Origin of the sequence: Tardiphaga sp. 862_B3_N4_1 (assembly GCF_051811085.1) — a bacterium.
GTDB classification, from domain to species: domain Bacteria; phylum Pseudomonadota; class Alphaproteobacteria; order Rhizobiales; family Xanthobacteraceae; genus Tardiphaga; species Tardiphaga robiniae.
The window spans coordinates 1221992-1244248 of the sequence record NZ_JBPWQB010000002.1 but is presented as its reverse complement, the minus strand read 5'-3'; the positions used below and the strand labels follow the sequence as shown (position 1 = coordinate 1244248).

Sequence of the window (22257 nt, the reverse complement as noted above, 5' to 3'; positions counted from 1 at the left end):
GAACTAAGAAAGATCGCAGTGTCATTTCTACAAGCAATAATCGATGGGTTGTTGGTCGGCGGCGTCTACGCCGTCATCTCCATCGGCCTGACGCTGGTTTATGGCGTGATGGGCATCGTGAATTTCGCGCAGGCGGAATTCCTGATGATCGGCATGTTCGTATCGTGGTTCGCCTGGGCCTATCTCGGCCTTGATCCGGTGCTGGCTGCGCCGCTGTCCTTTGCGGTCGCATTCGGCATTGGCTGGCTGGTGCAGGGGCAGTTGATCGCACGCGTGCTGAAGGCGCCGTCGGTGGCCCAAATCTTCCTCACTGTTGGTCTGTTGATCGTGATCGAGAACGGATCGTTGCTGCTGTTCGGCTCGCAGTTTCGTTCGGTGACCACGTCCTATCAGACCATGTCGCTGTCGCTCGGCGCGCTGTTCATCAGCGTGCCGTATCTGATCGCGTTCGGCATGTCGCTGGCCTGCGGCCTGGCCCTGTGGTGGTTCATGCGCACGAGCTGGTTCGGCCGCGCCATGCGTGCCACTGCGCAGAATCCCATGGCTGCACAGTTGATGGGGATCGATACGGCATTGATGTACAAGATCGCATTCGCGCTTGGCGTCGGCCTCACGGCCTTCGGCGGCGCGGTGATCCTGCCTTACGTCACCGTATTCCCCGGGGTCGGTGGCCAGTTCGTCGTGCTGATGTTCACCGTCGTTGTGCTCGGCGGTCTCGGCAGCGTTGCGGGAGCGGTGGTCGGCGGATTGGCTGTGGGCGTCATTCAGGCATTGTCGTCGCTGTTTTTCCCGATCCAGTTGCAGAACCTCATTCTGTTCATCGTCTTTATTTTCGTGCTCGCGGTAAGGCCGCAAGGCCTTGTGGGAGCATCCCGATGAAACGCTGGATCGCGATTCTGGCTGTGATCGCCATTGCGGCTGTGTTGCCGCTGCTGCTCAGCCCGACCGGATACTGGATCCGCGTGCTCACCTTTACGCTGCTATTCGCGGCGATGGCACAGGTCTGGAACATCATCGGCGGTCTGGCCAATCAGACATCGCTCGGCCATGCGGCCTTCTTCGGCATCGGCGCCTATACATCCACCATCCTGGTGCTGAAATTCGGCATCAGCCCGTGGATCGGCATGTTCGCGGGCGGCCTCCTCGGTGGCATCGCCGCGCTGATCATTGCCGTTCCGACCATGCGACTGCAGGGGCATTACTTCGCCTTGGCCACACTGGCGTTCGGCGAAGTGATGCGCGTCATCGCCAATGTCTGGTCGTCGCTCACAGGCGGGCCGGTCGGTCTGTCGGTGCCGTTCGTGCCGCCCAGCATCGCTGCCTATTCCTTCAAGCAGCTATTGCCGCATGCCTATATCGCGCTCATCGCTTTGATCGTTGTGACCTTCATTTTTGAGGCGATCCGGCGCAGCGCGATGGGCTATCGGCTACGCGCCATCAAGGAAAATCCGGCTGCTGCGGAAGTGATCGGCATCGACACCACCAAGGTGAAGCTGCAGACCGCTGTTATCTCGGGCGTGCTGATGGCCATGCTGGGCACGCTCTATGCGCAGGTCGCGGTGTTCTTCGATCCGGATACGGTGTTCAGCGCCGCCTCCATCTCCATTCGCGTCGCGTTGATCGCCATTCTGGGCGGCGTCGGTACGGCGATCGGTCCGATCCTCGGCGCATTGTTCATCATCCCCGTGGAGGAGCTGATGAACGATCTATTCTCGTCGGGCGCGGCGGGCCTGTCGCAACTGATCTTTGGCGTCATCCTGATCGCCGTCATTCTGTGGCGTCCACGGGGCTTTATCACGGTGTTCGACTCGTTGATGGCACGCTTCTCGAAGAAGGCACGCTCATGACCATTCTCGATGTGCGTGGCATCTCGCGTCGTTTCGGCGGCCTTCAGGCGCTGTCAGACGTGACGTTCTCGGTGCCGAAGGGTCAGATCGTCGGCCTGATCGGCCCGAATGGCGCCGGCAAGACGACGTTCTTCAGTACACTGGTCGGCCTCATTCGCCCGGACAGCGGCTCCATTCAACTCGACGGCACCAGTGTGGTCGGCCAGAAGCCGCACAAGGTCGCGGCGCTTGGCATGACCAAGACGTTCCAGAACGTGGCGCTGTTTGCCGAAAGTTCGGTGCTCGACAACGTGCTCACCGCGGGCCTGTTGCGCCACGATGTGGAGACCGCGCGCAAGGAGGCATTGATCTGCCTCGACCGCGTCGGGCTCAAATCCGTTGCTCACAAGCTTGCCGGCAATCTCTCGTTTCCCGAGCGTGCGCGCGTCGAACTGGCACGCGCATTGTGCACTGGCCCCAAAGTGCTGCTACTCGATGAGGTGATGGCCGCACTCAATCCGGTCGAGATGCACGAGATCATGGATCTGATCCGCTCGCTGCGCGACGACGGCATCACGCTGCTGGTTGTCGAGCATCATATGCGCGCAATCATGACGATCTGCGATCGCATCCTGGTGCTGAACTTCGGCCGCCTTCTAGCCGATGGTACGCCGGAGCAGGTTGCGAACGATCCGGTGGTGGTGGAAGCCTATCTCGGCCGTTCGATGGAGGCCCACAAATGAGTGCGTCTCAGCCATTGCTCGAGATCAAGGGTCTCAATGCCGGTTACGGCGAGATCGAAGTCCTGCACGGCATCGATCTGCAGATGTTCGAAGGCGAGTTCGTCTGCATCATCGGCGCCAATACCGCCGGCAAGAGCACGATCCTGCGCGCGATCTCGCGCCTGGTGCCGCATGTCACCGGCACGTTGCGTTTTGCCGGCAATGATCTGTCAAGCCGTGCCTCGCATGACATCCCCACGCTGGGCATCGCGCATGTTCCCGAAGGGCGCCATGTGTTTACGGATATGATGGTGGAAGAAAACCTGATGCTCGGCGCCTTTACGGCGCGGCATGCCAAGGATCTGTCGTCGCGTATGGAAGGCATCTTCGAGCTGTTCCCGCGTTTGCGCGAGCGGCGCGGTCAACTGGCAGGCACGCTTTCTGGTGGCGAACAGCAGATGGTCGCTGTCGGGCGCGCGCTGATGCTGCAGCCAAAGCTGCTGCTGCTCGATGAGCCGAGCCACGGTCTGGCGCCGAAGGTCGTCGAAGAGATGCACGATGCCTTCACCAAGATCCACAGCCGTGGAACGTCGATCCTGCTGGTGGAGCAGAATGTCGGACTGGCGCTCGACGTCGCGACACGCGGCTATGTGCTGGAAAGCGGTCGCATCGCACTGCAGGGCACGTCTGCAGAATTGAATGAAAATCCTGCCGTTCGCGCGGCCTATCTCGGCATATGATCGAGGCAGACGGGCGAACGACGTCAAACCCTGGCAATCGCAAATAGAAGGAAGAAAATATGAGCTACGATCAGACGATCACCCTTGGCGGAATGTTCGACATCGGTCTTGCCGCACGGCGCGAAGTGCTGGGCGCGGCCTATGTCGACAAGTCGATGCAGTCGACCAATGATTTCATGATGTCGTTCCAGCACATCACCACCGAATGGTGCTGGGGCTACGCCTGGAATCGTCCGGGCCTCGATCGCAAGACCCGCAGCATGTTGAACCTCGCAATGCTGACGGCGCTGAACCGCGCGCCGGAAATCAAGCTGCACACGCGCGGCGCAATCACCAATGGCGTCACGGTCGACGAGATCAAGGAAGTGTTGCTGCACGCCACGGTCTATTGCGGTATCCCGGCCGGCCTCGATGCGTTCAAGGCCGCGAATGAAGTGCTCAAAGAGATGGGTAAGGTGGAGTAGGTCGCCGGCCTGACAACGACACCTCAAACGCAAATTCAACAGTCCGCTTGATCTGCGCAAGATCAGGCGGACTTCGTTATTCGCGGCGATGATACGCACAAGAGCAATTGGCGCAGATATCTACGCCGGACGCTTCTGTTGTACCCATGCCAGTCCCGCAAACTCAGGCAGCGGGCTTGGATGCCGTGGTCGTGGATGCCGCTGGTGCTTGAGCCTGGGGCTCGGTTGTGGCCTTGGCGAGCGCGTTCCTGAGCGCCTGCTCCTTGGCATCGTCCAGGGACGTCTTCAGCACAGTGCCGCCGGCGTCCTGGATTTCCTTGAGCACCTTGTCTGCAGTGATGCTCTTGATGAGAACGAACAGCGCCGCATTTCCCGGCTGAAGGTTTGCCGATAGCTCCTTCATGAAGTCGTCATTGATGCCGTAATCCGTCAGTGCGCCGCCCAATGCACCGGATGCGGCGCCCAGTGCTACGCCGAGAAGGGGATTCAGGAACAGCACGCCGATCAATAATCCCCAGAAGCTGCCGGAGGCCGCGCCGGCCATGGTGGTATTCATCAGCTGGTTCAGCTTCACGGGGCCGGCTTCGGTTTTCACCGCGATAACGGCATCGCTGATCGTGATCAGATATTCCTTCTGCAGCTTGAACAGACGCTGCCGCACCTCTTCGGCTTTTGCCTCGGATGGATAGATGATCGCAACGAGATCTGACATTTCCAATCCTCCTGACTAAGAGATTTCTATTCCGCCACGTGGTCTGCGTCGTTGATGGTTCCTTCTGCGGCTATGCTGCCTTGGTTCTCAGCTGCCATGCGTAAGCGAGCCACGCCAGACCGTGAGAGATCATGTCGACGGCCAGCAGAGAGCCGAGGACCCACAGGCCTGTCCTGGGAAAACCTGTCAGAATAACCAGACCTGCCAGAACGCCGAACAGTCCTGAAGCCAGCATGATCCAGCCCCCTTTGCTCCAGCGGCTAAATCCGAGCAGCGCGCGAATGACGCCGGAAACCAGCAGCAATATACCGAGGACATAGGTGAGGATGATTGCGCTGGCGACGGGCTGTTGCACCAGAACGATGCCGAATGCGATGTAGAGAATGGCGAGCAGGATCTGCCACAGAAATCCTCCCCATCCCTTGGTCCAGAACGCATGGATCATTTCGAACACGCCAGCGGCAATGGCCGTCCAGCCGATGAACAGCGTGCTGATGACAGTGGCGAGAACGACGTCGCCGAGGATCAGGAGCCCGGCCAAAATCAGAACGATGCCAAGCAGTACGCATATCCAGAACGGCGGTGAAGACAAGCCGCTGACGCTTACCGAGGAACTATTGCCATACGTCGTCATCTTGTCCTCCCGCTCCTGCGCTGCTTTTGCGCTATGATTTGAGGCCGCCCGTGTCACCGCGCATGCGCTTCACACCATCAGCGCCAAGCGCAGACGCGGCGACCATGGCGCCACCAACACACACGGCGACGACGTCGCCACGATCGATGCGGGTGGTGAAGGACCCTGCGTGGCGGCCGGCCCGCCACAACCACCTGGGCGTTTTCGGTGAGGGGCTCCAACTTGTTGGCAAGGTCTTTCTGCAGCGGGATTGGCGCGGCCTTGGCAGTCGTCAGAAAGACGCTCGTGCCAAGCCCCGTGGCGACCGCGCTGAACAGAAGGCCCTGCAAGAGGTTTCGCCGATCCATCGCTTCCATAGAACTTCTCCTTTCAAGAATAGAAAAGGAACGTCAGGGATATAAGGAGGCACCGGAATTGCACGGCAGAGCCGATAATCGTAGCGACTCCGAATGGCGACGGCATCGCAAGATCAACGGTGAGGCGCGGACGTGCATGGGCGCGCAAATGGCGGTCGCGAATGATAGTTCACCCATGAAAGCTGTTGTGAAGCGGCGATGGGTTTCAGGCGCCAGCCCTTGAACAGTCTCCGACCAGGTCGATTGCCCAGTCGGGACATCAGGCCGTTCAGCCTGTGTTGCGATCGATTGCGAGTCCATGGGACTCCGTTCCGGCTTTTTATCAGCCTGATTTTTGATATCGCACGGGGCGAATGGATATTACCAAAGGCGCAGTCCGTCAATCAGAACGGGAAGATGCGCTCGATATGGGTATGCCTCGCTGTCTCAATTTTCAGAAGTCTTGAACCGCCTAATTAGATCTGCATGCCGCAACATGTTCGAGAAATTGAGTGATATTTTCAGTGACCTGTCTCTATTTGCCGCGCTCATCTCTCGCCATGCTTCGGTAATTACATCATGCGAGCGGTGATGTTGCATCGGGTCAAACCCTGACGCGTGCGGATGTCGTCGAAGATATGATAGCGTTACTCTCGTGACAGGATTGTGCCTGTTCACAAGAGGCGGTGCCATGAAGAGAGGGGATGCGGGAGACGACGAGCCAACGAAGGAGTGGAACAGGGAAACGATCGACCCGCGTAGGGGCGATATCGAGGACGATGCCGCCAGCCCTGAACAGCGAACTCTGCTCTCGATGGCCGGGAGCCTGCTTGTTGAAGTCAGTCTGCCGAAGCTCCTGTTTGCCTGGACAGTATCGTTGTTACTGCCGGCGGTGTCGTTGGGTCTCGCGGCATTGGTTGCTTCTGCCTGGCTCTCAACTCTGTCGGACAAGGTTCTCGTCCTGACCGAGATCGGCGCGCTGCTGGTGGCAATCGGGATTGTCGCGCTGGGGTGGATCGGCTGGAAGCCTCTGTTTCGGTTCGCCGAGGTCAACTTCTGGTCTCTTAACGCGCTTGCCATCCAGCCTGGATATGTTCTCGGCCGCGAGGGCTTGCAGCATCTGACGGAGAAGATGCTGGGGAGACATCTGACCGTGCGTGGAAGAGCGCGCTTGCGCGCGGTGAATTCGGCCGCGGCAGGAATCGCCATCTCCATCTGCGCTGTAGCGGTTGCGATGTGGGCGTGGCCAGCCTCGCGCTGGACAGGAAGCCTCGAAGATTTTGGTGTTCCTCATCGTTTGATCATTCCGACGCTGGCAAATGCCGCAGTCCTGATATGCGGCTACCTTGCCGGCGCATCGCTTGTCTGGGGCCTGGCCGATGCCCGTATGGCGCAGCCGGTGGATATTGTCGCGTTCGATGCAGCGCCGGCGCATGCCAGGATCTGGCGCGTGGCTCATTTGTCGGATCTCCATGTGGTCGGCGAACGATACGGTTTCCGCATTGAAAGCGGGCGCGCCGGGCCGCAGGGGAATGAGCGTCTTGAGCAAGTGCTGGCGCGGCTGGCCGCCATTCACGCCGTTGATCCGCTCGACCATGTACTGATCAGCGGCGATATGACCGATGCCGGACGGGCGACCGAATGGGCGGAGTTTCTGGACGTCCTGTCACACTATCCGGACCTCGTCGCGCGCACCTTCGTGCTGCCCGGAAATCACGACATCAATATCGTGGACCGGGCGAATCCGGCACGGCTGGATCTCCCGTTCAGTCCGGGCAAACGGTTGAGACAGGTCCGCACGCTTTCGACCATCGCTGCCATTCAGGGCGATCGTACTTTTGTTGTGAAAGACGCGAAAGGTCATACAACGACACTGACCGACGCGTTGGCGCCGTATCGCCGTCAGATGGCCGACTTCGCGGACCTCGGTGGCCTGCAGCGCGCAGCCCGGTTGCGTGGGGTCTTCGATGATTTGTATCCGATGGTGGTTCCGCCTCTGGAGGAGAATGGACTCGGCATAGCGCTGCTCAATTCCAATGCTGAAACACATTTCTCCTTCACCAATGCACTTGGCCTCGTCTCGATCGAGCAGACCCGCCGGCTGGAGGCCTTTATCGCTCAGTTCCCGAAAGCGCGTTGGATAATCGGATTGCACCATCACCTGATGGAGTATCCGATGCCAGTGACTGCGTTCGCTGAACGCATCGGCACGGCGGTGATCAACGGCAGCTGGTTTGTACGTCGGCTGAAGGCCTTTGCTGATCGGGCCGTCGTCATGCACGGGCATCGCCATATCGACTGGATCGGCACCTTTGGTTCGTTGAAGGTCATTTCGGCTCCGTCACCGGTCATGGCCGCTGCTGATGTGGCCTGCACGCGCTTCTATATTCACAGGCTTGCGGCCGGGCCGGGTGAGCAGCTTTGCTTGCTTGAGCCGGAGCGGATCGATGTGCTGGCGGGCGCGAGTGACCGAGCGGATGCGGCGGAGGATACGACCGCCAGATCATCGATCGCGTAATGCTATCACTCGCAATCGTCGGCAGAAATGGCTCGACCAGGAAAGCGCGCCGAGCCGCATCGCGTCGTAACTATTCGAATCGAAATCGAGTCAGCTTGTGAGTTGTGCCTGACGTGGCGATCTTGCGGCGCTGAATAGCCACTGCCATATTCTCGCGCAGAAAGTGGAGGCTCCCATGATCAAGAAGGCCCTGCTTGGACTTTTCGGCGCATCCCTTTTGCTCTGCGTTTCATCGCTGCCGGCTTTCTCTGCCGCATTCAGGGCAGGAACGCTGACATGTATGAGCAATCCCCGGATTGGCCTAATTATCGGCTCGCGTCAGACGCTGCGATGCGTGTTCAGGATACGAAATGCGTCACGGCAGTACATCTATGAGGGAACGGTGCGCCGCATCGGCCTGGATCTCGGGGTGACTCCGTCGAGCGCGCTGGTCTGGCGGGTCTTCGCCCGGAACTCACAGGTCGGCCGGGGTACGCTCCGTGGAAATTACGTCGGCGCGAGTGGCAGCGTTGCGTTTGGCCCGGGTCTGGGCGCGAATGTTCTGATCGGGGGATCTCGCAGGACCGTGATGCTCCAGCCACTGTCGCTTGAGCGCCAGATCGGTGTGAGCCTTGCCGCGGGAATAGCGACGCTGACGTTACGCTAGTGGTGGTGCCCGCTAGCTTGATAGTCCCGTGAAACCAGGCCAACGAGATCACGCGATGCAGGATCGTGGGCGCCTGCCTTGGAAACCGCTATTTTAATCCTATCACTCGACTGATTTTTGTTGCCGGCGCAGCCGCAATTGTCGCTCGCTCGGAGGTCGCGGCATGGCGTGCAAGCGTGGTCGCCCTCTGCGGTGCAGTGTCTGTCCTTGAGGTTGTCGCGGTTGTTCTATGTTGAGCGGGGACGCTGGTGTCTTCAGACGGTTGGTGCGGACATCGTCCCGAATTGCTTCAGAATCCAGCCTTTGACCACGCTCGACGGAGTCGCGAGGGTCTGCAGTCGCGGAGAACGCAGCGCACAAGAAAATCACCCCTGAACCTGCCGCAGCAATAAAGCGCTTCATGATATCTCCTGTTGAGGATCGCTCCGAACGGAGACTCTTAAATGAGAAAGCCGCGCATCTCCATGCGGCCTAACGCAGCTTCCTGGTTTGTCGGATCCGCTAATCGTCGCTTAGCCCAAGGCGCCGGCGGGCCGCTTCGATGTCCGATGTATCTTCGTCCGATGTGTCTGCGTGATCGGCAACCGGATCGCCTGGCGAGGCGGGCCGTGAAGACGCCGTTCGCTCAGATCGACGCGTATCCGTCCGGAGCGACCAGAAAGCCATGGCAAGGCCGATCACGAAGACCACAACCAAAATCAGAAAGAGCGCCGATTGCTTGATCCAGGAGATCGCGGGAACTGCCAGAGCCATTGAGAGGCCGAGAAAGCCCATTTGCAGCGACATAAGGTTCAGGCCGGCGAGAAAAGTGCCAAGCGCTAGCAACATCAAAAGCACGAGACTCGTCGCAGGCGCAGGCAGAAGCTGTTGAACGCCTGCCAGCAGCATGATGTTCATCGTAACAAACCGCGATCCAGTGAAGCGCTTGCGTCCATACCAGTCGAACCCGAGCCTGCCTGTCGTCGCGCTCGGTCCATTCGGTTACGACGCTTACAACGCCAATTGCGAGGGCAAGGAACTCCCAGTAGCCAATGAGTGGTTTGCCTGAAAAATTCGTATAGGCCACGCCCGCAATTGCAAGCGCGAGAATGGCAAGAAAGGGTAGCTGCCTGAGGACGATGCTTCTCGTTCTGAAGTGAAGGTCTTCAGTATGCCGACCCGGTGGCAGATCCAGTTCACTCATCGAAGATCCAGTCGTAATCCCGTCTATTGCCGCGAATTCCAAACGTCGCGTCCTCCGTGAAAAAGCTAGCCTAGGCTTCTGCGAGCCGATGCGATATCGGATGATCACCTTAGGGACCTAGGGGATTTCCCGATGAGTTCGCAGGTATCAATTTGTTTCCGGTCTGGCTGAGGCGTTGCTTGACGCAACAAACGCGGGCGCAATCGGCGTTCCCTAATCTGGATCCTGCATCTCGCCCTAGGGGAAACACCTGATTGTACTGGTGGCAGCGTCAATGATCTGCTGGGATTTCTCGGCTCGTCGGACATTCCCTGCGACCGCCGCGCCAGCACGCTGTGTTGCTCGAAGACGATCGAGAAAGGCTATGAGAAACCGTTCGACCGAAGGGGCACAAGTCGGGCGAATAGAAATGAAGCTTCGCAAGGTATCGCAGCTCTTCGATACGCTCGATCCGTCTCCGTTCCGCGAGACTGATCTCGCGCTACAGGCTGAGGATTATATCGTTGATCGCGCGCTGGAGTTTTCCGACCGTGTCCCAATTGAAATCGTCATCTATCTGCCGCCTGACGAACTGCGGAAAACGCATGTATCCGATATCGCAGCCGCGGTCAGATACTATTTTGGCCTTCGAAGCCAGGCCGTCTCACGTGAACTGAGCGAGTTGTTCAAGACCGGCCGGCTGTCACTCGTCGTCGGAATGGTGATCCTTTTCATTTGCCTCTTGCTCGGCTGGGTCTTCGCTCAGCGAATGACGGAGGGACCGTTTTCAAGGGTTCTGTCAGAGAGCTTTCTTATTCTGGGCTGGGTTGCGATCTGGAAGCCTTCGGAAATCTTTCTTTACGCCTGGCCACCCGTTGCAGCTCGCAGAAAACTCTTTGACCGGCTTTCCAGGGCGGCTGTTCTGCTCGATGAGGACGACACCGTGTTGTCGACTGCAGAAGGTGCAAACGGATAGCCGGAACGATCTCGGAGGGACCCGGAAACGGTGCCTTCCTATTGCTGCGCCAATGTTGGTCCTTCTTCATTCGACCGATCGTCTTCGAGCGTCAGGTTCAATAGAAAAATGGGAACATCATCCAATTCATCCGATCAGAAGCTCTCGCGCGGCGCGTTGATTGCGCTCGTGGTCGGCTCGATGGTCGGCTCCGGGATCTTTGCTTTGCCATCGGCATTCGGTCGCGCCACGGGCGGTCTCGGCGCCCTGATTGCCTGGTGCATCGCCGGCACCGGAATGCTGATGCTCGCTTTTGTCTTTCAGACGCTGTCCCGGCGTCGGCCCGATCTCGATACGGGCATTTTCGCCTATGCTGAAGCTGGCTTCGGCGACTATGCCGGCTTTGCATCTGCGGCCGGTTACTGGATCGGATGCTGCCTTGCCGATGTTGCGTGTCTTGTGCTGATCAAAGCGACATTGGGGCAGTTCTTTCCGGTGTTTGGCGATGGCACCACGCCCGTTGCGATCGTGGGCGCTTCGTTGCTGCTCTGGAGCGTTCACTTCCTTATCCTCCGGGGCATCAAGGAAGCTGCCGCACTCAATACGATTGCGACATTCGCGAAGATGATACCGATACTCCTTTTCATCGTCGTTGCCGCTTTTGCGTTCAAGGCCGACGTCTTCGCGCTCAATTTCTGGGGCGGTGAGGAGCCGAGCTTTGCCAGTGTGTCGAGCCAGGTTCGCAACACGATGCTCGTCACCGTATTCGTGTTCGTGGGAATCGAAGGAGCAAGCGTCTACTCGCGCTATGCAAGGGACCGCAATGATGTTGGGATCGCGACGGTTCTGGGTTTTCTCGGTGTGCTCGCTTTGCTTGTCCTGGTCACCATGCTGTCCTATGGAATTCTGCTCCGCCCAGAGCTGAGCGCGCTCGCGACGCCGTCGATGGCGGGCGTATTGGAAGCGATCGTTGGGCCTTGGGGCAAGGTATTCATCAGCATCGGCCTGCTGATCTCCGTGCTTGGAAACTATCTGTCCTGGTCATTGCTTGCCGCCGAGGTTCTCCATTCCGCGGCTGTCAATGGCACGATGCCGCGCTTCCTCACGCGCGAGAACGTCAACAAGGTACCCGCAGGGGCGCTGTGGCTTACCAACTGCCTTATTCAGCTTTTCCTGCTCGTCACCTATTTTGCTGAATATGCCTTCACGCTGGCATTGAAGATGACGAGTTCAATGACGCTCATCCCCTATCTGTTCGTCGCTGCATACGGACTTAAACTCGCATGGACCGGGGAAACATATCAGACAGAGCCGCGTAGCCGCGCCATCGACTGGGCGCGCGGTGCGCTTGCCACGATTTACGCGGCTGTGATGATTTACGCAGGCGGTCCCACCTTCCTGCTGCTTTCGGCGCTTCTCTATGCGCCGGTCACGATCCTGTTCGTGATCGCGCGGCGGGAACAGAAAGCAACGGTCTTTGCGTCTCCCGAGGGAATCTTGTTCGGAGCGATCGTCGTGGCAGCTGCCGCTGGCCTCTACAATCTTGCGATGGGCAATATTTCCATCTAGTCGGAGTTTCCCGCCTCTACCTAAGGTCAGGACCGTCGTTCAGGTTATCTCCCAGGCAGTCCTCCACATAGAGTCGAAGAACGGCGACGCGCCCGATCGCGAATAGCGGCATCGCAAGCGCAATTCCCAGAACGCCGAACAGAGAGCCGAGCAGGACGATGGCGACCAGCGTCCATGCGGGGGGCAGTTCCACCGCGCGCCGCTGAATGAGCGGGCCGATCACATAGCCCTCGATGGATTGAATAACGGTGTAAATCCCGATGGCCCAGATCACCATCGAGGGACCAAGCGGCATTGCCACCAATCCCACGGGGATACTGGCCAATATCGGCCCGAGATAAGGCACGAAGTTCGACAGGCCGGCCTGCAGGCCGAGCAGAAAGGCGCTTGGAAGCCCGAGCAAATAGAGCGCCAGCCACACGCAGGCGGTCATCAGGACGATCCGGATCAGTTGTCCCATGAGCCATGAGCGCAGCACGGCGCCCATTTCATCCAGAACAGAACGCATGCGCTCGCGCGAGGAGGGCTTGACCAACAATACGACGCCGTCGCGATAGGCCTGCGGATCGAGCGAAAAGAGAAGGCCAAGAAATATGATGACGAGCGTATTGGCAAGAAAGCTCGAGGCAGTCCCGACGGCCGATTGAGCGTGGCCAAAGAGCTTGTCGTGATCGGGAAACCAACGGGAGAAGTCGCGCCCTCCGTCCGGGCCGAACAGATCCACGCCAAAAGCCAGCAGACGTTGTTGCAGGATATCCAGTTGAGCGTCCATGACGCGCATCAGGATCCGGGCCTGCTCGGGGATTTTTCCAATCCCCCATATTGTCCCCAGCACGACCACTGCAGTCAGGATGACGATCACGATGGCTAGCCGCCACGCGCGCGCGATCGGAATGTATCGACCAAGCGACCGAGCGCAGGCATCGAGAAGCGATGCAAGCAGGATCGCCGCAAATATGATGAGAAGGCTGGACGACGCGCGCCATGCGAGGAAGATGCCGCTGGCAACACCCAGAATAACGAGTGCTCCCCCGAGGGTCAGCCGCCGGCCGGCATTCGCTCCTGCCGTCGGAAGATCCCCACTTCGAACGTCCTTGGCTAGGATGGCTTGATCCACTCTCGGCTCAGGCATGGTCCCCCACATTTCCTATGGCAGCTAGGGTCCAATCAGTTTCATGCGAATTGCATACCGGACCAGTTCGGCAGTGGAGGAAACTCCAAGTTTGCGCATGGCGGATGCGCGGTGGGCTTCGACAGTTTTCACGCTGAGATTCAGTACCGTGCCGACGGACTTGTTGGTGTGTCCTTCGGCGATCAGCTGAACGACGTTTTGCTCGCGTAACGACAGCAGGACTTTCGATTTGTCCTTCTTGCTGGCCAGGTAGTCGTGAAGCAATTTTTCCACGACCACACCGGTGAAGTAAGGCCGGTGATTGAGTAATGCGTCGATCGCTGCAATGAGATGATGTCGCGCATCTGACTTTAACAAGAAGCCTCGTACCCCTGCCAGGAGGGATTCGGTGAGGATTTCATTGCTTTCGTGCATTGTCAGGATGAGCACCTCCGTCCGCGGGTAATGCAACTTGATCTGACGGCTCACCTCCAGACCATTCAGGACGGGCATGGAATAGTCGACAATTGCTATATCGGGCTTCAACTCCCTGATCATGGCGACCGCAGCCCTGCCATCGCTCGCTTCGCCGCTCACAGCCCAGTCCGCACGGCTTTCGACGATCGCGCGCAATCCGGATCGCACGACTTCATGATCGTCTGCAATCAAGATCTGCTTCACAGTGCCGTTCCCATTCGTTGGAACCACTGGCCATATCCAATTGACGAAAGCAGCTCGCTAGAACGACCGCCTCGAATGATATGCGTCACGGCTGCCAAATCCGTGAAGGCCGTCGACCATGTTTGCGCAATCACGCTTCTACTAGATTGTTTCGTACGGCGTACCGAACCAGACCTGCAGTCGATTTTACGTTGAGCTTGCGCATCGCCGCAGCTCGGTGGGTCTCGGTCGTCTTGATACTCAAATTCAAAGTCTCGCTTACACGCTTGTTGCTGTAACCCTCGGCAACCAGTTTAACGATTGTCTTCTCGCGCGGCGAAAGCGATCGGCTTGTGCCAATATTTCCGTCGGATGATCCGACCATTGTGCCGCAAGTCTCGCCGGCATGAAACGATCTGTGATGCATCAGTGATTCAACGGCTGCCAGGAGCATTCTGTTGGCATCGGATTTTCGCAGGAATGCGCGAACGCCAACTTGAGATGCCTGTAGCTCAAGCGCGATCGAGTCGTGCATCGTGAAGATAAGCACCTCTGTTGGAAGTTTGTACTCCTTCATCCGCCTCGCAACTTCGAGGCCGGTCATGAATGGCATCGAGTAATCAACGATAGCGACATCCGGCTGCTTCTCGATGGCGCAAGCAACGGCTTCTTTACCATCGCGAGCCTCGCCAACGACCTCCCATCCGGGACGTCGTTCCAGTATTGCACGAATTCCAGCCCGCACCGCGTCATGATCATCGGCTATCATAATCTGCTTCATGGTCCTCGGTACTCCGATGTCATTTCCTTACAGGCGGCAAAATACTTTCATCGAGAAGATCCAGCCCCTGGAGTTCGTTGCCCTCGCTGAGCGTCAGATTGTTGAATCCGTTAGCTGACCTTTAGCCATGCGACGGTCGGATCTTCGTCGATCCTCGGTCGCCCTGGTGGATACCCGCTGGTTTGTTTCCTTTGCGCGAGATGGCTCGTGGAATAGTCGCGTACACTGTGGTCCCGCTCCATGCCGCTGTGGATGACGAGTGGATCTCAAATGTGCCTCCCATCTGATCCAGTCTCGTTCTCATGGCCGGAATTCCAACACCAAGCGGCACTGCCTTATGGCGATCTCTCGCCTGAGAAATCGGCATTCCGCAGCCGTTATCGCTGATCCGAAGCGTGACGTTGATGTCTGTGGCCTTGATCGAGATAGTCACCTGCGTCGCTTTCGCGTGCCTGAAGACGTTCGCGAGGGCTTCCTGGATAACTCTCAGCAATGAGCGCTGCGTTTCGTTAGGCAATGTATCGACCGCAGCATCGATCTTGAGACGCGTTTCCAGCGATGTCCGCGATGAAAGCCCCACCACAAACTCCTCGATCGCCGACTTCAATCCGCCGTCGAGCAAATTCTGGGGATGCAGGAGGTAGGTGAAAGCCCTGATTTCCCTAAGAGCCTCACAGATCGACGCGTCGATCTCATCACAAATTTTTATGGCGCTGCCGATGCCAGCAACGGCGCACCTCATTCGCATCATATTCAAACTTGCGGCCAGCAGATGCTGGCAAGTCGAATCGTGAAGGTCTGATGCAATCCGCTGCTGCATATCTTCTTGCAGCGCCAAAAGCTGGATACCAAGGCCTGATTTGCCAAGTTTCGATTTTGTTCGTGCACTAGCGGTGCCGTTGAAAGTGTCGTGAACCACGATCTTTTCCCGAACGTGAATTCGACACGAGTCGTCTACGTGAGCCTTGTGGGCCATCATGTAGTCCGATGCATCTTGGATCGAGTGGCGAGTAACCACTAAGGTTAAATGCCATCGTTCTCTTGCGCGAAGTTATCCTTACTAAATACCCTTGATTGAATCGGCGTCAAGTAAGATGTCGCCAGATCGTCCGATGTGCGACTGACTGTACTCAGTCTCGAAATATACGAAGTAACAATAGAAGTAATTTCAGTTAATTGCCGCGTTTGCTTTGCACAAGGAACCTTGTCGTCTTCAACAGGGCGCATGAATCCCGCTACGGTTTGAGAGCGTCCAGCAGCGCGTCAGAGAATCGTTGGTGCGATCAGTAGTTTCCCCGATACCGGGTAGATATCCGCACCCCCAGAATAGTTTGAGTCATAGAAGAATTGGCGGGCAGGCGATCACGCAGGCAAAAGCCAGCTATCTGCTTTTGCGAGGTGGTCAGCGAATCTGGTGTGCAATTTTGCTCAGCGAGGGTTTCTTCATGCCTGCGTATGCGCGTCATGCCTACCTATGTCGAGTTACACGATATCGGACGATTATAATTATTCTAACAATTGTGCCGGCGTTTCTGCTGACGGCGTGCGGCAGAGAGTCTGATGAAGCCGCTCCTGTCGTGCGGCCCGTGCGTACGGTCACTGTTGCGAAGAGCATTGCGGGCGCGCCGCTTTCATTCACCGGCCGTATCGAAGCGGAAGACGAGGTGGCGCTGGCATTTCGTATCTCGGGTCGGCTGATCGAAAACAACGGGAAGACCGGAGATTGGGTGCAGCCCGGTCAGGTCATCGGGCGGCTTGAATCTCAGAATGAGTTGAACACGTTGCGCCAGGCCCAGGCGGCAGTCGCGGCCGCGCAGGGGCAACTGACCCAGGCACGCAACCATTTCGATCGTCAGCAGACACTGCTTGCACAGGGCTGGACCACCCGCGTCAACTACGACCAGGCAACGCAGGCGCAACAAACCGCTCAATCGCAGGTCGATGCCGCCGAGGCCCAGCTCAAGACGGCACATGATCTGGTGAGCTTTACCGAGCTGAAGGTAGATGCACCGGGCGTCATAACCGCTGTCGGACCTGGCGCCGGAGAAGTTGTTCAGGCCGGGCAAATGATTCTCAGGCTGGCGCGGCAAGATGGCCGCGACGCAGTCTTTGACGTACCGGCTCAATTTTTTCGATCGGCACCGAGCGATCCGCAAATAACCGTCAGCCTGACCGACGATCCCGCGGTGACGGCTCACGGTCGTGTCCGTGAGGTCGGCGCCCAGGCCGATCCCGTCACGCGCACCTTTGAAATCAAGGTTGGCCTGACGGATCCGCCGGCGGCCATGCGGCTTGGCGCGACCGTCGTGGGGCGCATGGAAATGGATGCCGTCCCCATGATCGAGATCCCGGCATCGGCATTGACGAGGGCCAATCAACAGCCCGCAGTCTGGATTGTCGATCCCGCGAGTCGCACGGTTTCGATCCGAAACGTGGACGTCTTGCGCTTCGAGCAAGCGCAGGTCGTGGTGTCTCAGGGACTCGACACGGGGGAGGTCATCGTGACCGCGGGTGTGCAGGCGCTGCACCCCGGCCAGAAAATACGTCTTCTTGGGTCAGAGCAATGACCGGCTTCAACCTCTCGGAATGGGCACTTAAGCACCGTTCCCTGGTGGTTTATGTCATGATTGTTGCCGTTATCTTCGGTGTCCTGTCCTACTTGCGCCTCGGTCGCAGCGAGGACCCGTCATTCATCATCAAGACGATGATCGTTCAGGCGGCATGGCCCGGAGCAACGGTTGAGGAGACCGTCAAACAGGTCACCGAGCGGCTCGAGCGCAAGCTGCAGGAAACACCGCATCTGGACTTCCTGCGCAGTTTCACGCGGGCAGGCGTCACCACAATCTTCGTCAACCTGCAGGGGAACGCGAACGCCAAACAAGTCTCCGACACCTGGTATCAGGTCCGCAAGAACATTGGTGACATCCGCCATACGCTGCCGGCAGGGGTGGTCGGACCCGGGTTTAACGATGATTTCGGCGATACGTTCGGAATTATCTATGGCTTCACGAGCGACGGTTTCACGCACCGCGCGCTTCGCGACTATGTGGAAGACGTCCGCTCGAAGCTTCTCCTAGTCCCCGACGTATCGAAGATCGAGTTGCTGGGAGCTCAGGACGAGCGGATCTTCGTTGAATTTTCGATGAAGGAACTGGCAAGCCTTGGCATCGACCGCACCGCACTGCTGTCCGCTCTCCAGACGCAAAATATCATAAGGCCGGCTGGCACGATTCAAACGGGCGACGAGACACTATCGCTTCGGGTATCGGGTGCATTTCAGTCCGAGCAGGATGTCGCTGACATCAATTTTGTCGCCGGCGGCCGCATGATCCGCTTGAGCGACATCGCCCGGATTACGCGCGGCTATTCCGATCCGCCGCAGCCTTTGTTTCGCGTCAATGGCGAGCCGGCCATCGGCCTGGCCATCTCGATGCGGGACGGTGGAGACATTCTCGCGCTCGGCAAGAGTCTCAAGCGGGCGATGGCTGCGATCACGGCGGATCTGCCGATTGGCATTGAACCGAAGCTCATTGCCGACCAGGCTGTCACGGTCGAGAGCGCTATCTCCGAATTCATGATGTCATTGCTGCAGGCAATTGCCATCATTCTCGTGGTGAGTTTTATCAGCCTTGGCGTGCGCCCGGGCCTGATCATTGCGCTGTCCATACCGCTGACACTCGCCATCGTGTTCCCGATCATGAAGCTTGCCGGAATCGACATGCAGCGCATATCGCTCGGCGCGCTCATTATCGCGCTCGCGCTCCTCGTCGATGATGCAATGACCACCACGGATGCCACCCTGAACCGGCTGGCTGAAGGCGACGACAAGGTTCAGGCTGCCAGCTTTGCCTTTCGCACCTACGCGTTCGCCATGCTGGCGGGAACACTGGTGACCATCGCGGGCTTCGTGCCTGTCGGCTTTGCCGCGAGTTCTGCGGGAGAATACACGTTCTCCCTCTTTGCCGTTGTCAGTATCGCGCTGATCGTCTCATGGTTCGTTGCCGTGATCTTCGCGCCGCTGATGGGCGTTGTCATCCTCAAGCCGCCGAAGGAACGCAAGACAGACGCCCCCGGCAGGGTTTTCAGGTGGTATCGCGGCTTCCTGATATTCGCCATGCGGGCGAAATGGCTGACCATCGCGCTCTCGCTGGTTCTTTTCGTCGGCTCGTTTCTTCTTCTCCCGTTCATCCCCCGGCAATTCTTTCCGTCGTCCGATCGTCCGGAATTGCTCGTCGATATCAGCCTGCCGCTGAATGCATCCATCTATGCCAGCCAGACAGCCGCACAGAAATTCGATGCCGCCCTGAAGGGCGACCCGGACGTTGCGCGCTGGAGCACCTATGTGGGCCGCGGTGCCATCCGGTTCTACCTTCCGCTCAATGTTCAGCTGCCCAATGATTTTTTTACCCAGTCGGTGGTCGTCGCAAAGGATGTCGCAGCGCGTGAACGTATCCGCGCAAAGCTGGAGACGCTTCTGGCCGATGATTTTCCCAATGCGATTACACGGGTCTCGCCTCTTGAGCTTGGGCCGCCGGTGGGCTGGCCCGTCCAATATCGCGTCAGTGGTCCTGACGCAGGCATGGTGCGCGAAATTGCGTTCAAGCTTGCGCAAGTCATCGCCGCCAATCCCAAGGCGAATGGCGTCAATTTCGACTGGATCGAGCCGGCAAGGCAGGTACGTATTCGGGTCAATCAGGACAAGGCCCGGTTGCTCGGGCTGAGTTCTCAAGCCCTGGCAGGCGTGCTGAATACGGTCATCTCAGGCACCACGGTCACCCAGGTTCGCGATGATATCTATTTGATCGATATCGTTGCGCGCGCGGTCGATGACCAGCGCGTCTCGTTGCCCAACTTGCGCAATTTGCAAGTTCCGCTGCCAGGCGGGCAGACGGTTTCGCTCAGCCAGTTTGCAACTTTCGAATACGAGCAGGAATATCCCCTGATCTGGCGGCGTGATCGTGTCCCGACCCTCACGGTGCAGACGGATATCACTGCCGGTGCAATTCCGGAATCCGTCGTCAACTCGCTGACGCCGGCCGTTGCCGCGTTGTCGAAGACCATTCCAGCATCCTACAGGATCGTGGTTGGGGGCACGGTCGAAGAAAGTCAGAAATCGCAAGCGTCGGTCATCGCCGTTGTGCCGGTGATGCTACTGATCATGTTTACGGTCCTCATGATCCAGCTCCAGAGCTTTCAGCGGCTGTTTCTCGTCCTGAGCGTCGCGCCCCTTGGGCTCATCGGCGTGGTCGCCGCCCTTCTGCTGTCGGGCCGTCCGCTCGGTTTCGTCGCGATTCTGGGGATTCTCGCACTGCTCGGCATGATCACGAAAAATGCGGTGATCCTGATCGGTCAGATCGACGCCGAACGCGATGAAGGGAAAAGCGTGTGGGACGCCGCGCTGGATGCCTCGAGTTCTCGTTTTCGCCCGATCATGCTGACGGCCGTGTCCACCGTGCTCGGCATGATACCGATCGCTCCGACGGTGTTCTGGGGCCCGATGGCCTTTGCGATCATGGGTGGGCTGTTGGTTGCGACGGTTCTCACTCTGATCTTTCTGCCCACATTGTATGTGGCATGGTTCGGGGGAAAAGAGAGGGCGCCGGGGCCGCTCCGATCGGCGCAAGCATAGTCAGATCGTATCTGTTTCACGCCGGACGCTTCGGCACTTAGGGTAACTCCCGGTCTTCAACCTAGGGCATCACCCGATATCGTGGTGCGTCCCGAATGTGCTCTTCTTTCCAGTAGTTGATGTTGGAAGGGGACGCCGGTGCAGGACCTGATGTTGTTTACATCTGCCCGCGCCTTGCGCGCACCGGCGTGGCTCCTGCGCCCGCCTTGTGAGGCTGCGCAACACAATCGGTGCGCACGCTCTTCGTGGCCAAACTTTCCTCAATCCCGTCGCCGCATCTTGCAGACCCCGGTCGCAGGTGGTCGCCTGCATGTCCCATTTGCTGCAGGCCGACCGCTTCTGCACATGGGAGTGCTTTGGCCATGAGCAATGCAGGCGACCAGAAATTGCCGCTTTGGACGCTCACGGCCATGGTGGTCGGCGGGATGGTCGGCGCCGGCGTGTTTTCGATACCGCGAAATTTTGCGCAGGCCACCGGCATCTATGGTGCGCTGATAGCGTGGGCCGTCGCTGGTGCCGGCATGCTGATGCTGGGATTTGTGTTTCAGACATTGGCCAACCGCAAGCCGGATCTCGATGCGGGCGTCTACGCCTATGCGCGGGAGGGGTTCGGGCCCTATGTCGGCTTCTTCTCCGCCTTTGGCTACTGGGCCAGTGCTTGCGTCGGCAACGTATCCTACTGGATTTTGATCAAGTCGACGCTCGGCGCGCTGTTCCCCGCGCTCGGTCAGGGCAATACGGTCACTGCCATCGCACTATCGTCGGTCGGTGTCTGGGCGTTCCATTTCCTTGTGCTGCGCGGCGTCAAGGAGGCGGCAGCGATCAACAAGATCGTGACGATTGCCAAACTCATTCCGCTGCTGTTGTTCGTCGTCCTGTCGATCTTCTTCTTCAAACCGGATGTGTTCGTCGGAAACCTCTGGGGCGGTGCAAGCGGGGACTACGGAAATCTCTTCGCGCAGATCAAGGCGACGATGCTGGTAACGGTCTTCGTGTTTCTCGGCATCGAAGGCGCCAGCAACTACTCCCGCTTCGCGCAACGGCGCGAGGACGTCGGTATTGCGACTGTGACGGGATTTTTGGCCGTGTTGGCCTTGTTCGCGTCGGTGTCCATTCTAGCATACGGCATCCTCCCCCGCGAAGAACTGGCGCAACTGCGTCAACCCTCAGTTGGCGGCGTGCTCGAAGCGGCCGTTGGTCATTGGGGTGCGATCTTCATCGGCATCGGCGTGATTATCTCGGTGCTCGGGGCCTATCTTGCCTGGACCCTGATGGCCGCCGAAGTGCTGTCGGTTGCGGCGAAGAGGCAAGACATGCCGGCCTTCCTGGCACGTGAAAACGCAAATCAGGTTCCGTCAATGGCGCTCCTGATGAGCACATTGCTCGTTCAGGCTGTTCTCATCGCGACGTTGTTTTCCGACGATGCCTTTACCTTCGCTCTCTCGCTGTGCAGCCACCTGTCGCTGATTCCGTATTTCCTCTCGGCGGCGTTCGCGTTGATGCTGGTCTACCGCAAGGAGACTTACGAGACCGATCCAAGCGATCTTCGGAAGGACACGATCATCGCTGTCCTGGCGACTGCCTACACGATCTTCCTTCTGTTCGCCGGCGGTATGAAATTTCTGCTGCTTGGCTTCATCATCTATGCGCCCGGCACGATCCTGTATTTCATCACGCGGAGGGAGCTCAACAAGCAGCTCTTCACTCCGGCAGAATGGGTCCTGTTCGGCGTCGCTGTCGTCGGATGCGTAGTCGGCATCCACGGTCTCGCCACCGGCTATATCAGCATCTAG

Annotated in this window: 19 protein-coding genes; 12 read left to right on the top strand and 7 right to left on the bottom strand. The window is 58.4% G+C overall.

Annotation, left to right across the window (positions count from 1 at the left end; genetic code table 11):
- The first annotated feature begins 18 nt into the window (after positions 1 to 18).
- From AB8B02_RS23115 to AB8B02_RS23095, 5 genes are read left to right on the top strand one after another with little or no spacing between them, the layout of a single operon-like run.
- Positions 19 to 879, top strand: a complete 861-nt coding sequence (locus AB8B02_RS23115; RefSeq protein WP_089263519.1) for a branched-chain amino acid ABC transporter permease — start codon at positions 19 to 21, stop codon at positions 877 to 879.
- Entirely contained in the window at positions 876 to 1847 is a 972-nt protein-coding gene (locus AB8B02_RS23110) for a branched-chain amino acid ABC transporter permease (protein ID WP_439065276.1), read from the top strand. Before AB8B02_RS23115 ends, AB8B02_RS23110 begins: the two co-directional genes overlap by 4 nt.
- On the top strand, positions 1844 to 2569 hold the full coding sequence (locus AB8B02_RS23105; protein ID WP_439065275.1) for an ABC transporter ATP-binding protein: 726 nt from the start codon (positions 1844 to 1846) through the stop codon (positions 2567 to 2569). The genes AB8B02_RS23110 and AB8B02_RS23105 overlap by 4 nt, the downstream gene beginning before the upstream one ends.
- Positions 2566 to 3288, top strand: a complete 723-nt coding sequence (locus AB8B02_RS23100) for an ABC transporter ATP-binding protein (RefSeq protein WP_309942099.1) — start codon at positions 2566 to 2568, stop codon at positions 3286 to 3288. Before AB8B02_RS23105 ends, AB8B02_RS23100 begins: the two co-directional genes overlap by 4 nt.
- Positions 3289 to 3347: 59 nt before the next feature.
- Entirely contained in the window at positions 3348 to 3752 is a 405-nt protein-coding gene (locus tag AB8B02_RS23095; protein WP_068729678.1) for a carboxymuconolactone decarboxylase family protein, read from the top strand.
- Between the two features lie 163 nt (positions 3753 to 3915).
- On the opposite strand, the gene AB8B02_RS23090 is transcribed toward AB8B02_RS23095, so the two are convergent.
- Positions 3916 to 4464, bottom strand: a complete 549-nt coding sequence (locus AB8B02_RS23090; RefSeq protein WP_439065274.1) for a DUF1269 domain-containing protein — start codon at positions 4462 to 4464, stop codon at positions 3916 to 3918.
- Positions 4465 to 4534: 70 nt separating this feature from the next.
- Positions 4535 to 5098: an HdeD family acid-resistance protein gene (locus tag AB8B02_RS23085; RefSeq protein ID WP_439065273.1), complete on the bottom strand. Its 564-nt coding sequence runs from the start codon at positions 5096 to 5098 to the stop codon at positions 4535 to 4537.
- Positions 5099 to 6124: 1026 nt separating this feature from the next.
- On the opposite strand from AB8B02_RS23085, the gene AB8B02_RS23080 reads away from it, so the two are divergent.
- Both AB8B02_RS23080 and AB8B02_RS23075 read left to right on the top strand, forming a co-directional pair.
- A complete protein-coding gene (locus AB8B02_RS23080; RefSeq protein WP_439065272.1) occupies positions 6125 to 7951 on the top strand; it encodes a metallophosphoesterase family protein in 1827 nt (608 codons plus the stop codon).
- A gap of 175 nt (positions 7952 to 8126) precedes the next feature.
- The gene (locus AB8B02_RS23075) at positions 8127 to 8597 is read left to right on the top strand and encodes a DUF992 domain-containing protein (protein WP_439065271.1); all 471 of its coding nucleotides are present in this window, start codon (positions 8127 to 8129) and stop codon (positions 8595 to 8597) included.
- A gap of 501 nt (positions 8598 to 9098) precedes the next feature.
- On the opposite strand, the gene AB8B02_RS23070 is transcribed toward AB8B02_RS23075, so the two are convergent.
- Complete coding sequence (locus tag AB8B02_RS23070; RefSeq protein ID WP_439065270.1) at positions 9099 to 9494, bottom strand: hypothetical protein; 396 nt, start codon at positions 9492 to 9494, stop codon at positions 9099 to 9101.
- 695 nt (positions 9495 to 10189) lie between these two features.
- Between AB8B02_RS23070 and AB8B02_RS23065 the strand changes: the two genes are divergently transcribed.
- Positions 10190 to 10735: a hypothetical protein gene (locus tag AB8B02_RS23065; RefSeq protein WP_231078828.1), complete on the top strand. Its 546-nt coding sequence runs from the start codon at positions 10190 to 10192 to the stop codon at positions 10733 to 10735.
- Positions 10736 to 10843: 108 nt separating this feature from the next.
- The gene (locus tag AB8B02_RS23060; RefSeq protein WP_439065269.1) at positions 10844 to 12283 is read left to right on the top strand and encodes a basic amino acid/polyamine antiporter; all 1440 of its coding nucleotides are present in this window, start codon (positions 10844 to 10846) and stop codon (positions 12281 to 12283) included.
- A 16-nt stretch (positions 12284 to 12299) separates the two neighbouring features.
- Here AB8B02_RS23060 and AB8B02_RS23055 read toward each other — a convergent pair whose 3' ends face one another.
- The 4 genes from AB8B02_RS23055 to AB8B02_RS23040 form a co-directional block, all read right to left on the bottom strand.
- A complete protein-coding gene (locus tag AB8B02_RS23055) occupies positions 12300 to 13400 on the bottom strand; it encodes an AI-2E family transporter (RefSeq protein WP_439065268.1) in 1101 nt (366 codons plus the stop codon).
- 39 nt (positions 13401 to 13439) lie between these two features.
- Positions 13440 to 14075: a response regulator transcription factor gene (locus AB8B02_RS23050; protein WP_093757590.1), complete on the bottom strand. Its 636-nt coding sequence runs from the start codon at positions 14073 to 14075 to the stop codon at positions 13440 to 13442.
- Between the two features lie 130 nt (positions 14076 to 14205).
- A complete protein-coding gene (locus AB8B02_RS23045) occupies positions 14206 to 14835 on the bottom strand; it encodes a response regulator transcription factor (RefSeq protein WP_439065267.1) in 630 nt (209 codons plus the stop codon).
- A gap of 121 nt (positions 14836 to 14956) precedes the next feature.
- The gene (locus AB8B02_RS23040; protein ID WP_439065266.1) at positions 14957 to 15754 is read right to left on the bottom strand and encodes a sensor histidine kinase; all 798 of its coding nucleotides are present in this window, start codon (positions 15752 to 15754) and stop codon (positions 14957 to 14959) included.
- A gap of 526 nt (positions 15755 to 16280) precedes the next feature.
- Here AB8B02_RS23040 and AB8B02_RS23035 point away from each other — a divergent pair.
- The 3 genes from AB8B02_RS23035 to AB8B02_RS23025 all read left to right on the top strand — a co-directional run bounded on the left by AB8B02_RS23035 (position 16281) and on the right by AB8B02_RS23025 (position 22257).
- Positions 16281 to 17402 (top strand): efflux RND transporter periplasmic adaptor subunit, encoded by a 1122-nt coding sequence (locus tag AB8B02_RS23035; RefSeq protein ID WP_439065924.1) that lies wholly within the window; start codon positions 16281 to 16283, stop codon positions 17400 to 17402.
- Complete coding sequence (locus AB8B02_RS23030) at positions 17399 to 20464, top strand: efflux RND transporter permease subunit (protein WP_439065265.1); 3066 nt, start codon at positions 17399 to 17401, stop codon at positions 20462 to 20464. Before AB8B02_RS23035 ends, AB8B02_RS23030 begins: the two co-directional genes overlap by 4 nt.
- Positions 20465 to 20826: 362 nt before the next feature.
- Positions 20827 to 22257: a basic amino acid/polyamine antiporter gene (locus AB8B02_RS23025; RefSeq protein ID WP_068729654.1), complete on the top strand. Its 1431-nt coding sequence runs from the start codon at positions 20827 to 20829 to the stop codon at positions 22255 to 22257.

Coding starts and splice junctions, on each gene's coding strand:
- AB8B02_RS23110 (WP_439065276.1), top strand. CDS start 876: ATGAAACGCTGGATCGCGATTCTGGCTGTGATCGCCATTGCGGCTGTG.
- AB8B02_RS23105 (WP_439065275.1), top strand. CDS start 1,844: ATGACCATTCTCGATGTGCGTGGCATCTCGCGTCGTTTCGGCGGCCTT.
- AB8B02_RS23100 (WP_309942099.1), top strand. CDS start 2,566: ATGAGTGCGTCTCAGCCATTGCTCGAGATCAAGGGTCTCAATGCCGGT.
- AB8B02_RS23095 (WP_068729678.1), top strand. CDS start 3,348: ATGAGCTACGATCAGACGATCACCCTTGGCGGAATGTTCGACATCGGT.
- AB8B02_RS23090 (WP_439065274.1), bottom strand. CDS start 4,464: ATGTCAGATCTCGTTGCGATCATCTATCCATCCGAGGCAAAAGCCGAA.
- AB8B02_RS23085 (WP_439065273.1), bottom strand. CDS start 5,098: ATGACGACGTATGGCAATAGTTCCTCGGTAAGCGTCAGCGGCTTGTCT.
- AB8B02_RS23080 (WP_439065272.1), top strand. CDS start 6,125: ATGAAGAGAGGGGATGCGGGAGACGACGAGCCAACGAAGGAGTGGAAC.
- AB8B02_RS23075 (WP_439065271.1), top strand. CDS start 8,127: ATGATCAAGAAGGCCCTGCTTGGACTTTTCGGCGCATCCCTTTTGCTC.
- AB8B02_RS23070 (WP_439065270.1), bottom strand. CDS start 9,494: ATGAACATCATGCTGCTGGCAGGCGTTCAACAGCTTCTGCCTGCGCCT.
- AB8B02_RS23065 (WP_231078828.1), top strand. CDS start 10,190: ATGAAGCTTCGCAAGGTATCGCAGCTCTTCGATACGCTCGATCCGTCT.
- AB8B02_RS23060 (WP_439065269.1), top strand. CDS start 10,844: ATGGGAACATCATCCAATTCATCCGATCAGAAGCTCTCGCGCGGCGCG.
- AB8B02_RS23045 (WP_439065267.1), bottom strand. CDS start 14,835: ATGAAGCAGATTATGATAGCCGATGATCATGACGCGGTGCGGGCTGGA.
- AB8B02_RS23035 (WP_439065924.1), top strand. CDS start 16,281: ATGCCTGCGTATGCGCGTCATGCCTACCTATGTCGAGTTACACGATAT.
- AB8B02_RS23030 (WP_439065265.1), top strand. CDS start 17,399: ATGACCGGCTTCAACCTCTCGGAATGGGCACTTAAGCACCGTTCCCTG.
- AB8B02_RS23025 (WP_068729654.1), top strand. CDS start 20,827: ATGAGCAATGCAGGCGACCAGAAATTGCCGCTTTGGACGCTCACGGCC.